The sequence below is a fragment of the Acinetobacter sp. TSRC1-2 genome, assembly GCF_049895885.1.
Classification (GTDB): domain Bacteria; phylum Pseudomonadota; class Gammaproteobacteria; order Pseudomonadales; family Moraxellaceae; genus Acinetobacter.
The window spans coordinates 26,186-41,517 of sequence record NZ_JAFCTF010000004.1; the positions used below are offsets into that span (position 1 = coordinate 26,186).

The window sequence follows — 15,332 nt, forward strand, 5'->3', positions numbered from 1 at the left end:
AACAGGTCTGAATTAGTCTTCTAAAACGGCTAAAATGTCAGACTCTTTCATAATAAGAAGTTCTTCGCCTTGTACTTTGACAGTTGTGCCAGCGTAAGTACCGAACAATACTTTTTCGCCTACTTTAACGTCTAAAGCACGTACACCATTGTCAGTGATCTGACCATTACCTACTGCAATGATTTCACCTTGAGCCGGTTTTTCAGCAGCAGAACCTGGAAGTAAAATACCGCCAGCAGTTTTAGTTTCTTCTTCAACACGACGAATAACTACGCGATCATGTAATGGACGAATGTTGCTCATTGGAAACTCCATCAGACTAAGTCTTTTATAGTGAAGTAATGATGACTTTGTTATTCCATCGGTCATCATCAAAAAATAATTTCGATGACACTTTGGTGGGGATGGAAAAAAACGCTTCAAGGGGGTAAGCAAAAAAAAGTACTGTTTTTTGTATGTTTTTTATTCAATCTCAAATATTTCCGTATTTATTCAGCATTTTCTTCTTTTAATACAAATTCTTTTTGCTGTTCATCAAAATAATAATGCTGCACATCTGCATTTGCATGAATGACATTAAAACTATTCGGCAAGCCATGATGTAGTCGATATGAAGTCGCCGTTCCGGCATGAATATCCAGTACTGGATGTGCTGCGCCTAAATGATAAATCTGGTTTAAATCATAGACTGCCGATTGATGCAGATGTCCGTGCAATAAACCATTTAAACCACTTTGACTCCACGACTCTAAAGCCATCCGTCCCAACATGGGACAATCTTTCACCCCATGCGGATCATTCGGCGGGGTATAAAAAGGCTGATGCGCAACAATCAGTTTGATTTTATCTACAGGTGCGATCATTAATGACTGGTCAATCTGCTGAATTTGCTCTAAGGAAATATGTCCGCGGGTGTGATAACGACGTCGAATACTGTTCACCCCAATAATATAGAAATGTTCAGTTTCCAAGGTGGTTTCCATATGGCCAAAGAACAATTTATAGCGGGTAAATGGACTAAAAATACGATTCCATACCTGATACAGCGGAATATCGTGATTGCCTGGCACCACCAAATACGGAAGATTTAAACTTTCCAAGAATTTTTTGCAATCATGAAACTGTATATAGCGTGCACGCTGGGTTAAGTCCCCACTCACCACAACCGCTTCAATCTGTTGCTCTTGGCAAAATAAGCGGATTGCTGCCATACAAGCTGGCTTTTCCGTTCCAAAATGCAGATCAGACAGATGTAGAATCATTAGGCACCATTATTTTTAAGGCATTTTTACGCACTGAAATTTTAAGTGGGGGCGGTATTTCAACAATTTCACCATCTAAAGCAACCGTTAATTTTTTTCTTTTTGAATAAATTTTGACTTCATCTCCAGAAAAGCTATACACATCCGGTGCTTTATCTAAATTCCCCTTCATTAATTGCCATAACATTTTAAATAGTGTGCGTTTATCACTTTTGGCGACGACTATTCCTGCTACCTTTCCTTGTTTAGCAGATTCAGCAATACGTAGATTCATCTCTGCCAGTTGCAACTGGTTATTGCCAAAGAAAATCAAAGGTGTTTTCAGCGGATATTTTTTTCCATCGACTTCTACTTCAAGTTTCAGTTCTTTACGATCACGAATCAGCACATCCAGACCTGAGGTATACGCATTTAAAGCAAAACGACCAAAGCGCTGATTATATAATTCACGTTTCTGAATAAATAAAGGATATAACCCTAAGCTGGCATTATTTAAATAAATATGATCATTGATCTGTGCTACATGCACTTCATGAACCTTTCCTGTGGCAATCACCTCCGCAGCTTTTAATAGATCCAGTGGAATATTCAGTAATCGTGCCACATAATTAAATGTTCCTAATGGTAAGATTCCCATCGGTATTTTAGTTTCCATAAGTTTCGCAGCAACTGCGTTTAAGGTTCCATCTCCCCCTGCTGCAACGACAACCCCAAGCTCATGAGCCTGTTGATGGCGCAAAATGATTTTATTCATCAAATGATCAAAACTCGCTTCCGCACTAATTTCAAAAGCCTGAATTTCATAGCCATAAGCTGTTAAATTTGTCATAAGTTGCTCAAAGACTTCATCTTTATTCGCTGCATGAAATCCAGACTTTTCATTATATATAAGTGATAAGGGCTTTAAAGGTTCTGACATTTTCTATATCTTTTTGAAGCAATTGCTCTAATCTTGTCCAATTTATCGGCAATTAAAAGCCTCTTTATGTAAAATTCGAATGACAACCATTTATTTAATCAATAATAATTCTCATAAAAAAAATATTACTAACCAATTGTTTTTAAAGTAAATAACTTAAATAAATAATCCCCATAATATAAAAAAATACTGTTTTAAATCTTATTTAAAAATCATAAGATATTGTTTTTATAAGACTTTATTAAGAATAGACATAATCTTCCAATCTATTTTGCATACTTCTTTAGTCTTATTTTTTTTACGATTTTATGCTTTAATACAGCCACTTTTTTTTATATTTTCATCCAAGCGATGCATCCCATTGCTTGGATTGTACTTTGTACATTCAAATTGTACACATATGAGATAGGCCTCACCATGACCCAAGTGAACGCACCAGAATTCGTTCGACACCCTAAGCTTATTGCATGGGTTGAAGAAATTGCAAAATTAACGAAGCCAGCGAAAATTGAATGGTGTGACGGTAGCGCAGAAGAATATCAACGTTATATCGACTTGATGATCGCTAACGGCACTATGCAAGCGCTTAACCAAGAAAAGCACCCTGGTTCTTACTTAGCTAATTCTGATCCTTCTGACGTTGCTCGTGTTGAAGGTCGCACATATATCTGCTCAGAAAAACAAGAAGATGCAGGTGCGACGAATAACTGGGAAGCGCCAGCTGAAATGCGTACGCGTTTAAGCGGTTTATTTGATGGTTCAATGAAAGGACGTACTTTATACGTAGTACCTTTCTCTATGGGTCCTTTAGGTAGCCATATTGCACATATCGGTATTGAACTCACTGATTCTCCTTACGTTGCGGTAAGCATGTCTAAAATGGCTCGTATGGGTAAAGCTGTTTATGACGTTCTTGGTACTGACGGTGAATACGTTCCTTGCGTACACACTGTAGGTGCACCGCTTGTAGAAGGTCAAAAAGACGTTGCATGGCCTTGCAACCCTGAAAAATACATCGTGCATTATCCAGAAACTCGTGAAATCTGGTCTTACGGTTCTGGTTACGGTGGTAACGCATTGCTTGGTAAAAAATGCCTAGCTTTACGTATTGCTTCTTCAATGGGGCGTCAACAAGGCTGGTTAGCTGAACACATGTTGATCCTTGGTGTAACTAATCCACAAGGTGAAAAACACTACATCGCAGCGGCATTCCCTTCTGCATGTGGTAAAACCAACTTTGCCATGTTGATTCCACCAGCAGGGTACGAAGGCTGGAAAATTGAAACTGTAGGTGATGACATTGCCTGGATCAAACCAGGTGAAGACGGTCGCTTGTATGCAATCAATCCTGAAGCTGGTTTCTTCGGTGTAGCACCGGGTACCAACACCAAAACCAATCCAAACTGTATGGCCACTCTTCACAAAGACGTGATTTATACCAACGTTGCGGTTACTGATAATGGTGAAGTTTGGTGGGAAGGCCTGACTAAAGAAGCACCTGCTAACCTGACTAACTGGAAAGGTCAGCCACACGTTGCTGGCGAAAAAGCTGCGCATCCGAATGCTCGCTTCACCGTTGCTGCGGGTCAATGCCCTTCTATTGATGCTGACTGGGAAAATCCAGCTGGCGTGCCAATCTCTGCGTTTATCTTCGGTGGTCGACGTGCAGATACAGTGCCTTTGGTTTCTGAAGCTTTTGACTGGGTAGATGGCGTTTATAAAGCTGCAACCATGGGTTCTGAAACGACTGCTGCCGCTGTTGGTCAACAAGGTGTTGTTCGTCGCGATCCATTTGCTATGCTTCCATTTGCGGGCTACAACATGGCTGACTACTTCTCTCACTGGTTAGAATTGGGTGAACAAGTTGCGACTAAAGCTGAAGCTGCTGGCAACAAACTTCCTAAAATCTTTAACGTAAACTGGTTCCGTCGTGATGCTGAAGGCAACTTCGTATGGCCTGGTTTCGGTCAAAACATGCGTGTTCTTGAGTGGATGATTGATCGTTGTGAAGGCCGTGCTGAAGCGACTGAAACTCCAATCGGCTTGGTTCCTACTTATGAACAATTGAACTGGACGGGTATCGACTTCTCTAAAGAGCAATTCGTAACCGTTACAGCGCAAGACAAAGATCAGTGGATCAAAGAATTGGAAAGCCACACTGAATTATTCACTAAATTGGGTGAACGTTTACCCGCTGCACTTAAAGCACGTCAAAACGAACTTTTAGAAGCGGTAAAATCTGCTTAATTTATTGAATTAATTGATAAAAGGTCACTACGGTGGCCTTTTTTTACGTTAATATACCCCCGCAAATAACGCCATAATTAAAAGAGGGAAATTTCATGCTAAAAATATTCACACTTACAATTTGTCTGCTTGGTTTAGCTGGTTTAGCTACGGCTCAAGCAGCTACTGCAGAACAGCCTGCTCTTCACGTTTGTGCCATCAAAGGCACACCAGACTCTAGCCAATTTTAAATTAAAAAACGCATTAAAGTAGCTAAAGGTACTTATGGCAGTGTCGTAGAACTGTATCCACGCTTTACAGAGCGTGCACACCAAGTCGGTGGTAACGTGGTCATCAACTATAATGCAAGCCAAAGATTCGGTTTCTGGCCTTGGCGTGTTGTACGTCCTGTGATCTGGGGTACTGCAGTTCAATGGAATACGCCTGTAAATTGCGCAGCGCTAGGTGGCGTTGAAATTTAAACAGAAAATTAAATAAAATTTAATTGAAGATCGAATTTACAAGTTGATTCAAGTAAAAGACCGTTAAAACGGTCTTTTATTTCATGTTTAAAAAATTTAAGCGGCAGTATCCTGCGATCTTTTAAGATGCAATTTTGAAAGATATTGATCTAATAACCGAATCTCGTCATCCATAAATTGAAAACCCAGTTTGCTTCTACGCCATAAAATATCCTGACTGCTTCTCGCCCATTCTTGATCTACCAGATAATCCACTTCTTTGGCAAATAAACCATGCCCAAAATCTTCACCAAGTTCATCGATCGTTGAAACACCCTTTAAAAACTGCCATACCCGTGTTCCATAAGCATGTGCCCAGCGCGAAGCCACTTGAAATGGCACGTCCTCGATTGTTTGCATAATCTGCTGCAGTAAAAGCTCAACCGAAATCAGGTTTTCTGCACCAGGTAATAATGCTTTTTCAGTCCAGGACTTTTTCATTTGAGGAAAGAAAGGTTGCAAATGTGCAATTGCAGATTCCGCCAGCTTTCTATAGGTTGTAAGTTTTCCACCAAACACCGAAAGTAACGGCGCATCATTTTTCTGTTCTTGAGATATGGCCAAAGTATAGTCGCGAGTAATCGCAGATGGATTATCAGACTCATCGTCACACAAGGACCGAACCCCTGAATAGGTATATAAAATATCTTTAGGGGCTAACTGATGCTTAAAGTGATCATTGTAAACATCCAGCAAATAATCAATTTCAGGCTGGGTAATCTTGACCTGATCTAAATCATCTTTATATTCGTGATCAGTGGTTCCAATTAAGGTGTACTGATCCAAATAAGGAATTGCAAAAACGATCCGCTGATCATCATTTTGAAGAATAAAGGCTTTATCTCCTTCATAGATTCTCGGCACAATAATATGACTGCCTTGAACGAGTCGAAGCCCATACGGTGATTTTTGTTTTAAATTCTGTTGAATAAATTTCGCAACCCACGGCCCTGAGGCATTCACCAAGGCTTTGGCTTGAATTTGATAAGTGCCTTGCGCATTTTCCAGATGAATCAACCACAACCCATTTTCACGATATGCAGAGCTACATCGTGTCTGAGTAACAATATGTGCACCTCGCTCATGTGCTTGTATCGCATTTAAAACCACCAAACGTGCGTCATCCACCGCACAATCTGAATATTCAAAACCCTGGGTCATTTCTTCTTTTAAAGGGCTGGTTGCTGCATCAAAATGAATATGCTTTGAGCCTGCTAATTTTTCTCGTTTACCCAAATGATCATAAACAAATAAACCAGTCCGAATCAGCCATGCAGGACGTAAATGCGGTTGATGAGGCATGATAAAGCGCAATGGACGAATAATATGAGGTGCTTTGGCTAATAATACTTCGCGTTCAACCAATGCTTCATGAACTAACCGAAACTCTTTATGTTCGAGATAACGCAAACCACCATGAATAAGCTTACTGCTTGCAGAAGAGGTATGACTGGCTAAATCATCCTTTTCACATAGAAACACAGACAGCCCTCGCCCCACTGCATCGACTGCGATACCAACACCATTGATGCCTCCACCAATTACTACTACATCATAGACCGGATGAATCACTTGCATGCCCACCTCCTCTAATTTTGTTAAAACAGCTGAGTTAAATTTCTTATTGTTCTATAAAACTTAACACCATTTGAGATGAAATAACACTTGGAAATTATGGATGAGTGGAGTGGATATAAAATAACAATGAGATTTTCACATCAAAAATAAACAATGCCTATAAATCATCTACTCCCCCCCACTTAAACTACTTCACTTTCAAATAATTAAATTTCGCACATTTTTTATACAAAACTAAAAACTCGCGTGCTTATACCGTTAAAACAATAGGTTTAACATCTAAAAACAATAACAAAATGGACTTGTACCCATGATTGAAGATAACGCTCCTCAAGTAAATCTAGATACCAAAACACGAGTCAAATCTATTCTGGGTGGTTCAGCAGGTAATCTGGTTGAATGGTATGACTGGTACGTCTATGCCGCATTTACCTTATATTTTGCTCACGCATTTTTCCCCAAAGGCAGTCAGACTGCACAATTACTCCAAGCTGCTGCCATTTTCGCAGTCGGCTTTTTAATGCGCCCAATCGGGGCCTGGATCATGGGTATTTACTCGGATAAAAAAGGACGGAAATCAGGCCTTACCCTTTCCGTGACCTTAATGTGTATTGGTTCTCTGATGATTGCAATAGCCCCCACCCATGATCAAATTGGGGTGTTTTCGCCCATTATTCTAGTGGTTGCCCGACTTATTCAGGGCTTAAGTGTGGGTGGAGAATATGGTGCCAGTGCCACCTATTTAAGTGAAATGGCAGAAAGAAACCGACGCGGTTTTTTTTCCAGTTTTCAGTACGTCACTTTAATTGCAGGTCAGCTCACTGCACTCTGTGTGTTACTGATTTTACAGTTTGTACTGACTGAAGAACAACTACATGCATGGGGTTGGCGCATTCCATTCTTTATCGGGGCTTGCCTCGCCATAGTCGTGTTCTATATTCGCCGTGGGCTGCTCGAAACCCAATCTTTTAAAAATATACAAAAAGATAAGAATCAGCCTGAATCGAGTATGTTTGCACTGTTCAAGCATTATCCTAGACAGGCATTTACTGTGTTGTTTTTAACCGCAGGTGGTACTGTTGCTTTCTACACTTACACCACCTATCTGCAAAAATATTTAGTCAACACCTCTGGATTTAGCAAACCCGAAGCCACGCAAATCACCACTTTGGCGCTTTTTATTTTCATGTGTTTACAACCTTTTGCCGGAGCTTTATCGGATAAAATTGGACGTAAACCACTCATGATTGCCTTTGGGGTGTTGGGCGTTTTATTTACCTATTTCTTATTTGACAGACTAGGACAGACTCAAGACTACTGGTCTGCATTCTGGATCTGTTTAGTCGGCTTGATCATTGTTACGGGCTACACCTCAATTAACGCTGTAGTAAAAGCCGAAATGTTCCCTGCACATATTCGTGCATTAGGAGTCGCACTTCCTTATGCACTTGCCAATACTTTATTTGGCGGAACAGCAGAGTTTTTTGCATTGAGTTTCAAAGAAGCTGGACATGAGTCTTGGTACTTTATTTATGTCACCATCTTAATTTCTATATCACTGATTGTTTATATCTTTATGAAAGATACCAAACACCATTCAGAAATTAAAGAACACTAATTCCCAGTTATTTTTTAAGCCTTTTGACAGGAAAGGCTTTTCTTTTATCCTATTTAATTAATTAAAACAATAAATTAGAATTACTAAACATTCAAAGCAAAACACCGATAAAATTAAAGTCGAATGATGAAGCAAAAACATAGGCGTATAACATATTTTTAAAAATTTATTTTTATCTTCCACAATAAAACATATGGTTTCAAATTTTTCACCTCGAAGGATTTAAAAGAATGTATTTTGCCAACAATTTTTTGAAGAATTGTTGTGGCAGATTCACCTTCTCCGGTTGCTAATCCGCAACTTGACAGAAAAACTCGTTTCAAATCTATCCTTGGCGGCTCTGCAGGTAATTTATTTAAAGTGTAGGACTGATATGTGTATGCCGCATTTACTTTGTACTTTGCTTCACCATTTTTCCCTGAAGGCAATGACACGGTCAACCTGCTTCAACGTGCGGTTGATATTCTGTCCAATAAAATTGGTCGTAAACTGGTTATGATCGCCCTTGGCTTATTAGGCGTATTGTTTACAATTCCAATTTTTAATGGCTTGGGATGACCACCAATCCAATCACTACATTCATGCTTGGTATGAATGGTATGGTTATTGTAACGGGTTATACTGCCATTAATGCGGTAGTTAAAGCGGAATGACTTCCTGCACACATTCATGCATTGGGTGTTGCTTTACCTTATGTCATTGCTAACACTTTGTTTAGTGGTACAGCAGAACTGATTACGCTTAGCTTTAAAATGCAGGTCATAAAAACTATTTTTTCTACATTAGCTTCATGATTGGCTTGTCTTTGATTATCTATATCTTTATGAAAGACACCAAGAAAAATAGCATGCTTGCCGACGATTCAACCCAGCGTACTTAGTTGAATAATCACCTAAAAAAGCTTTCTAGGTTGTCACAATTGGAAAGCTTTTTTATTGGATAGATGCCTGGATTGCATCGTTAAAAAAGTAGGCTTATGGCATACTCAATCCAATAACAACGCTTGGAACTTTTAAAGATGAACAATACCTATAAATTGCTTGGCTTAGGTTTTATAGCGCTTGGACTTACTGCGTGTCAAAGCACACCACGTCAATATAATGGCAATGTCGGCTATCAAATAGAAAGTCAGTCACCTAACTCAGCAACCTTGGCTTATACTTTAGTCATTCGTCCAAACCAAAAAGTGGATGAGCAAAAATTACAACGTGCTTGTCAAAAAGTATTGGGCCTAAATAAACACTACAAACTCGATATTTTAAGCATTAGTGAAATTGCCAATCCAGAAATACAAACACCACAATATGGTCGTCAACTGGGTCAAAGCCGTACCAGCATTAGTTTAAGCAATACTCCAGATTTGTATAACAGTGAAAATATGGCCACTCGCCAGTCTTTAGATACTCGTCCAAGCACCTTAAATGTGGTTCGTTATACTTGTTCTTAAGCGCTACTAATTACTTGATAAATAAAAAGACGCTGTTTACAGCGTCTTATAAAAACTCACATTTCGAAATTCTTTAGATTCATCCAAGTCAGGCCAAGTTGTAGCACTGCGTTCATCCAATTTTTGATATTGGGGATGACTAAAATTTTTCACCCGACTATCTGCGACCCATACTTCAGGGGAAAATTTTAAAAACTCATCCAGGAAAAAGCGGTTACATTGATCATATAAAACATCCGCTGCTAACAGCACATCGACCTGTTCTGCTTTATACAAATCATCCAGATATTCAAGCTCTACATTATTCAATTCTGCATTGGCACGGCATGAATCCAAACTGATTGGATCTATATCACAGCAAATAACACGTTTAGCCCCTGCCATTTTTGCTGCTATCGCGACTACGCCCGAACCTGCACCAAAGTCGAGGACAACCTTATCTTTAACGTGTTGTGGCTCTGCAAGTAGCCATTGCGCCATCGCAAGCCCAGATGCCCAGCAGAAAATCCAGTATGGTGTATCATTCCAGATTCGACGAATCACTTCATCATCTAGGCGGTCGGTTGGAAAGACCGGTGGAATCAGCCAGAGTGAAATCGGGGTTTCAGGTAGCTGCTGCGCCATCAAGTCACAACCGGGGATCACCTCATGTAAGGCTTGGATAAGATGCTCTGGGGCTTTGGGGAATTGGAAAGTACAGCTCATTGGAATACTTTTAAAATGTTTTGTGATGCCTTCACGGCGGAGTCTTACAAGAAGAATTCTAATATTTGGATCAACCTTTGGTTCGACCTACTTTTCTTTCGGGAAAAGTAGGCAAAACCATTGCCATTTGCTGAACTCGACTGAGACCATCATTTACTCAATGATTCACAGAAACATTTTTATCGAACTTAGTCCTGCCTCGAACAGCAGCAAATGGCGATGTCGCGAATCCAATACCAAAATTTATTCAATATTGGATTCTAAATTTAATTAACCTAAAGCCTTTTCAGCAGCTTCAACCGTTTGACGAATCAAAGTGGTAATGGTCATTGGACCTACACCACCTGGAACTGGTGTATAAGCAGAAGCAACGTCTTCAATCCCTACTAACTGGATATCACCCACACCACCGCCATCACGCGGATGGAAGCCAGCGTCTACAACGACTGCACCTGGTTTAATCCAGTCTTTTTGAATAAGTTCAGCTTTACCAACTGCACCCACAATAATGTCAGCCTGTTTAACCAACTCAGGAAGATTTTTGGTACGCGAATGGCAGATGGTTACCGTTGCGTTGGCTTGAAGAAGCATCATTGCCATTGGTTTACCCAAAATCGCAGAACGACCCACAACCACTGCATGCTGACCTGCAATTTCAATGTTGTTTTCTTTCAGGATGGTCATGATGCCTGCTGGTGTTGCAGAACCATAAGCAGTCTCGCCCATGGCCATACGACCAAAGCCAAGACAGGTTACGCCATCAACGTCTTTTGCCAAAGAAATTGCATCGAAACATGCACGTTCATCAATTTGAGCAGGTACCGGGTGTTGCAACAGAATACCGTGAACATCCGGATTGGCATTGAGTTTTTCAATTTCAGCCAGCAATTGTTCAGTTGTGGTCTCTTTGCCTAATTCAATTTTTAGCGAATCCATACCGACACGGCGGCACGCATTGCCTTTCATACGTACATAAGTGGCAGATGCACCATCATCACCGACCAAAATAGTCGCAAGAATGGGGGTACGACCTGTTTTTGCTTTCAACGCTTCTACACGTGTTAACAAGTCAGCTTCAATTTGTTTTGCCAATGCACGACCATCTAAAACTAATGCCACGGCACATCTCCAAAGTAGATATGAATCAATTTCGCAAATAATACATGATTATTTCGGCTATTTTATTCTATATGCCGATTTTATGTGCATATACACTATTTACAGTATTGTTTTTTTTTCAAAGATTGCTAATATGTGCATCACCAAGAGATGGCGGGGTGGCAGAGTGGTCATGCAGCGGACTGCAACTCCGTGTACGCCGGTTCGATTCCGACCTCCGCCTCCAATCTTGTTAAAATGCCCGAGTGGTGAAATCGGTAGACACAGGGGATTTAAAATCCCCCGCCCACAAAGCGTGCCAGTTCGAGTCTGGCCTCGGGCACCATTTTAAGACTACTTAAAATGGTGCAATAAAAAATCCAGCTTAATGCTGGTTTTTTTTATGCCTGAAATTTCTTGCAGACATCTCATAAAATTTAAGGGCGTTGAGTCAAATACTTATCCGTATCCCCCATCGCCCTGCTAAAACTTTAAAACCTTGAGTTCATTTTTACTGTGCACATTTTAAATAGCCTTGCAGACTGGCATCTAGTTCTTGCTGTAAATGCTCAGGCTTGACGATTTTCACATAAGGTATCCAGTAACGCACCAATGGGTTCAATTCTTTCTGATGCCGAATCTGACAACTAATCAGCAATTCCCCTGTTTCCAATTCGTCTAAAACTACCTGTTCTGAAAAAATCCGCCGTTGCTTAAAATAAATTGCAACCTCTGGATGCACAGATAAAATGACTTCCTGCTTTTCGTATTGAAACCAAATACCATCTTCATCTTTTAACTGCTGCAGCACAGCCCGATCATGTTCAAACCGTGAAAGTCGATGGTTACAGATAATTTTCTCAATACGGCCCAGACGGTAAACACGCAGTTCCTGCTTGCGTACAGCAGCCAAATACCAGTTGCCCATGTGATGAATTAATCGATACGGTTTTACAACCCGCATTTGATCTCTGTAAAACAAAGCGATTTGCTGTCTTTTTTGAATACTTCCAGTGAGTATCTTAAAATGTTCCGCATACTGCGTAGTATCTTCAAAGTTATAACCTTTGGCAGAAAAAACCAGATTTGCACGGTTATCGAACAACTCTCTTAAAAAAGACATATCTAAAGAGGGAAAAAGATCCTGAATGCCAGACAACTGGGCAAAATTTTGAATATCCTGTAATTTAAAGCGCCCGAGATAGGAAGATTCCAGATAAAAATTTTTGGTTTTAGGGTCTTGAACAAGTGGAAGATAAGAATTTAAACGATCAAAATCACGCTCTATGGTTCGGCTACTCACCCGGAATTCAAGCGCCAATTGTTTTACGCTCAGCTGATGCCCCACATTAAGCTTAGTCAATATACGGGCCAAACGTTCTGCAAGACGCTCATGTGTTGAAGGATTATCCTTCATAAATCCCCTCTTTGTGCTTTACAGCACCGCACATAAAAATATGCAAAATTATTTAATTATCAACAAAAATTATACAGCCAAATAAAAAATAATTTTCAAATATTCCCTTCAACTTAAGGCTAATAAAGAGGCTCTAGAAAGCTATTTAACCAGCCGTGTCACGCGGCTTTTTTTACCCTTACGATGAAGGCGTTCTACATAACGTTCTAAATGAAGCATTGCCTGGTAAAATTTATGCAGGTCTGAATGTGACACCTGATTACGAATAATCGCTTTATGCAGGCGTTTTAAAGCACGGAAACTATGCGCACGGGTATATGGTGTTGATATAATCTTCATTGTACATCCCCTTATTGCATGATATTTCACCCAATACCAAACAAATTGGTCAGGTTAAATTTAAAGGTTAATTTAATCCACACTTCCGACAGGTTGTGTCAAGCATTCGACAATTTTTACCATTTTTTAAAATATATTCACTGTTATTCAATAAATTAATTTGAACTAATTAACTTATTTTATGCAAAAAAAAGCCAACATTTGTTGGCTTTCATTGTTTAAGTAGAAAAATTAGATGATTTCCACCACAATCTTCCCAACATGCTCACCTGTATCCATAGCCGCATGTGCTTCCTGAATTTGATCAAACTTAAATGTTTTATAGATCATCGGTAAGCATTCACCTTTTGCCCATAATGGCACAATAGTTTCTTGCAAGCCTTGTGCAATCTCGGCTTTTTCAGCCGTGGTACGGGCACGCATGGTTGAACCGGTAATGGTCAAGCGTTTCATCATGATATGCCCCAGATTAATCTCTTTCGCTTTACGACCACCCAGAAAGGCGATATAAACCAAACGTCCATCACGACGCAATAAATTCAAATTACGTTCTAAGTATGGCGCACCGACCATATCCAAAATAACGTCTACACCGCCATTGTCAGTTTGCTCATTAATCACTTGTTCAAAGTCTTGAGTTTTGTAGTTAATCCCTGTGGTCAGATGGGAAATTGCTTGAACTTTTTCGTCCGAACCGGCAGTTGCAAAGGTTTTGATACCAAGTGATTTGCACAGCATCAGTGCCGTCGTACCAATCCCGCTTGCACCCCCATGAACCAATACAGTTTCCCCTGCTTTGGCTTTACCCATCTGGAATACATTCGCCCACACGGTAAAGAAGGTTTCAGGAATAGCAGCCGCTTGAGTAAAGCTTACGCCTGTCGGAATAGTCAATGTTTGGCTTTCAGGTACAACGCAATATTCAGCATAACCGCCACCATTGGTTAAACCACAGACTTTGTCACCGACTTTAAATTTAGTCACATCACTGCCTACAGCTTCAACAATACCTGCAACTTCCAGACCCGGAACTGGTGTTACGCCTTTAGGCATTGGATACAAACCTTGGCGTTGCAAGATGTCTGGGCGGTTAATTCCGAAGGCATGGACTTTCACCAACACTTCATCTGCTTTAGCTTCAGGAATCGTAACGCTTTCATAAGCCAGTTTATCGATACCGCCCGGCTCTGTAATGATGACTTGTTGCATGTTGGTTTGTGACATAATTTCTTCCCTTTCAATTTATTAACTATTCATCTATCTACGGTTTATTTCAACATAGTTTGTCTGTGCTTTGAAGCCAACTCCTGCTTATGTCTGAGAGCCTACCATCATCTAGAGAAATACCCCTAGATGTCGGTTTAATTTGGTTTAGCCATAAATAGCATAAGGAAACGACGAACCAAAGGCAGCACCATGAGAATCAGTGGAAATGCCATCAGCCACGATAAACTCCATGCATGCAGCCACAAGGAAAAGAAGCCATCCCCAAAACCTTTATTAATAATCATGTTAAAACAAGAAATCGCACCACTCATGATGCCAGATAAAAATAGAGGCATGAGCCACGCTAAATGTTTGGGATGAATTTTTGGAAGAGGGTTATGCATAATTGACCTATATGTACTTCGTCTTGATGTTGGCTTTTATAGATGTTTTGAGTCTTTTTAAATGTCGGTGATTACATTCGAGCGATGTTTACAGCGGCCTGATCAATTTTTTCTGCAATTTCTTGGACTTGTTCAGGCGTAAGCTCACAATGCTGTATTTTCAGGCGCAAGGATATTTTTAGATTTTCCATTGCACGTTTAATGTCCACATAGTGTTCGTCATTCTGGATTTGCTTGCGTGTGCTAAAGCGGTCGAGAATTTTTTTTACTGTTTCTTGATTCTCTTCGAGATGTTGAAGACCTGTAGGCGTAATACTGTATTGCTTACGATCATCGGCACTCAGTTCAGCTTGAGTATATTGATGTTCTTCAAGATAGTTAATGGTCGGACAGATGGTGCCTGTACTCGGCTTATAGTTGCCACCGACCAGTGATGCCACGTCTTTAATAATGTCGTAGCTATACTTGGGAGATTGCGCAATAAAATGTAGCACCAATAGCTTCATCTGTCCTGCTTCAAACAGACGTTTACGTGGTAGAGGTATGCTTTCGATGTCTGCAATCAGGTCTGATTTTGGCATAGCAAAGATAT

The 15,332-nt window shown here is 40.2% G+C and carries 14 protein-coding genes, 2 tRNA genes and 2 pseudogenes; 7 read left to right on the top strand and 11 right to left on the bottom strand.

Going from position 1 to position 15,332, the window contains the following annotated elements:
* Positions 1-12 precede the first annotated feature (12 nt).
* From ACP69Y_RS05860 to ACP69Y_RS05870, 3 genes are all read right to left on the bottom strand, one after another.
* Positions 13-303 (bottom strand): co-chaperone GroES, encoded by a 291-nt coding sequence (locus ACP69Y_RS05860; RefSeq protein ID WP_425916989.1) that lies wholly within the window; start codon positions 301-303, stop codon positions 13-15.
* Positions 304-488: 185 nt separating this feature from the next.
* Positions 489-1,262: a metallophosphoesterase family protein gene (locus ACP69Y_RS05865; RefSeq protein ID WP_425916991.1), complete on the bottom strand. Its 774-nt coding sequence runs from the start codon at positions 1,260-1,262 to the stop codon at positions 489-491.
* Positions 1,243-2,181 carry a diacylglycerol/lipid kinase family protein gene (locus ACP69Y_RS05870; RefSeq protein ID WP_425916993.1) on the bottom strand — a complete coding sequence of 313 codons (939 nt, stop codon included), beginning with the start codon at positions 2,179-2,181 and terminating at the stop codon, positions 1,243-1,245. Before ACP69Y_RS05870 ends, ACP69Y_RS05865 begins: the two co-directional genes overlap by 20 nt.
* 417 nt (positions 2,182-2,598) lie before the next feature.
* Here ACP69Y_RS05870 and ACP69Y_RS05875 point away from each other — a divergent pair, with 417 nt between their 5' ends.
* Both ACP69Y_RS05875 and ACP69Y_RS05880 read left to right on the top strand, forming a co-directional pair.
* Positions 2,599-4,428, top strand: a complete 1,830-nt coding sequence (locus ACP69Y_RS05875) for a phosphoenolpyruvate carboxykinase (GTP) (protein ID WP_425916995.1) — start codon at positions 2,599-2,601, stop codon at positions 4,426-4,428.
* Positions 4,429-4,523: 95 nt separating this feature from the next.
* A pseudogene (locus ACP69Y_RS05880) lies at positions 4,524-4,889 on the top strand (hypothetical protein).
* Between the two features lie 96 nt (positions 4,890-4,985).
* On the opposite strand, the gene glpD reads toward ACP69Y_RS05880, so the two are convergent.
* On the bottom strand, positions 4,986-6,506 hold the full coding sequence (gene glpD / locus ACP69Y_RS05885) for a glycerol-3-phosphate dehydrogenase (protein WP_425916997.1): 1,521 nt from the start codon (positions 6,504-6,506) through the stop codon (positions 4,986-4,988).
* A 310-nt stretch (positions 6,507-6,816) separates the two neighbouring features.
* Here glpD and ACP69Y_RS05890 point away from each other — a divergent pair, with 310 nt between their 5' ends.
* The 3 genes and pseudogenes from ACP69Y_RS05890 (at position 6,817) to ACP69Y_RS05900 (ending at position 9,571) form a co-directional block, all read left to right on the top strand.
* Positions 6,817-8,124: an MFS transporter gene (locus tag ACP69Y_RS05890; protein ID WP_425916999.1), complete on the top strand. Its 1,308-nt coding sequence runs from the start codon at positions 6,817-6,819 to the stop codon at positions 8,122-8,124.
* A gap of 444 nt (positions 8,125-8,568) precedes the next feature.
* Positions 8,569-9,004, top strand: a pseudogene (locus ACP69Y_RS05895) (MFS transporter); the annotation flags it as partial.
* A 138-nt stretch (positions 9,005-9,142) separates the two neighbouring features.
* Positions 9,143-9,571 carry a hypothetical protein gene (locus tag ACP69Y_RS05900; protein WP_425917000.1) on the top strand — a complete coding sequence of 143 codons (429 nt, stop codon included), beginning with the start codon at positions 9,143-9,145 and terminating at the stop codon, positions 9,569-9,571.
* A 36-nt stretch (positions 9,572-9,607) separates the two neighbouring features.
* Here ACP69Y_RS05900 and ACP69Y_RS05905 read toward each other — a convergent pair whose 3' ends face one another.
* On the bottom strand, positions 9,608-10,276 hold the full coding sequence (locus ACP69Y_RS05905; RefSeq protein WP_425917002.1) for a class I SAM-dependent methyltransferase: 669 nt from the start codon (positions 10,274-10,276) through the stop codon (positions 9,608-9,610).
* 270 nt (positions 10,277-10,546) lie between these two features.
* Entirely contained in the window at positions 10,547-11,395 is an 849-nt protein-coding gene (folD, locus tag ACP69Y_RS05910) for a bifunctional methylenetetrahydrofolate dehydrogenase/methenyltetrahydrofolate cyclohydrolase FolD (RefSeq protein ID WP_425917004.1), read from the bottom strand.
* 152 nt (positions 11,396-11,547) lie between these two features.
* On the opposite strand from folD, the gene ACP69Y_RS05915 reads away from it, so the two are divergent.
* Both ACP69Y_RS05915 and ACP69Y_RS05920 read left to right on the top strand, forming a co-directional pair.
* A tRNA-Cys gene (locus ACP69Y_RS05915) sits at positions 11,548-11,621 on the top strand.
* Between the two features lie 13 nt (positions 11,622-11,634).
* Positions 11,635-11,720 (top strand) — tRNA-Leu (locus ACP69Y_RS05920).
* A gap of 165 nt (positions 11,721-11,885) precedes the next feature.
* Here the strand turns inward: ACP69Y_RS05920 and ACP69Y_RS05925 are convergent.
* The 5 genes from ACP69Y_RS05925 to ACP69Y_RS05945 form a co-directional block, all read right to left on the bottom strand.
* Complete coding sequence (locus ACP69Y_RS05925; RefSeq protein WP_425917006.1) at positions 11,886-12,791, bottom strand: helix-turn-helix transcriptional regulator; 906 nt, start codon at positions 12,789-12,791, stop codon at positions 11,886-11,888.
* A gap of 141 nt (positions 12,792-12,932) precedes the next feature.
* A complete protein-coding gene (locus tag ACP69Y_RS05930; protein WP_425917008.1) occupies positions 12,933-13,130 on the bottom strand; it encodes a hypothetical protein in 198 nt (65 codons plus the stop codon).
* A 231-nt stretch (positions 13,131-13,361) separates the two neighbouring features.
* Positions 13,362-14,354: an NAD(P)H-quinone oxidoreductase gene (locus tag ACP69Y_RS05935; protein ID WP_425917010.1), complete on the bottom strand. Its 993-nt coding sequence runs from the start codon at positions 14,352-14,354 to the stop codon at positions 13,362-13,364.
* A 137-nt stretch (positions 14,355-14,491) separates the two neighbouring features.
* The gene (locus tag ACP69Y_RS05940; protein ID WP_425917011.1) at positions 14,492-14,740 is read right to left on the bottom strand and encodes a DUF2798 domain-containing protein; all 249 of its coding nucleotides are present in this window, start codon (positions 14,738-14,740) and stop codon (positions 14,492-14,494) included.
* A gap of 71 nt (positions 14,741-14,811) precedes the next feature.
* Entirely contained in the window at positions 14,812-15,321 is a 510-nt protein-coding gene (locus ACP69Y_RS05945; RefSeq protein WP_425917013.1) for a PadR family transcriptional regulator, read from the bottom strand.
* Positions 15,322-15,332: the final 11 nt, after the last annotated feature.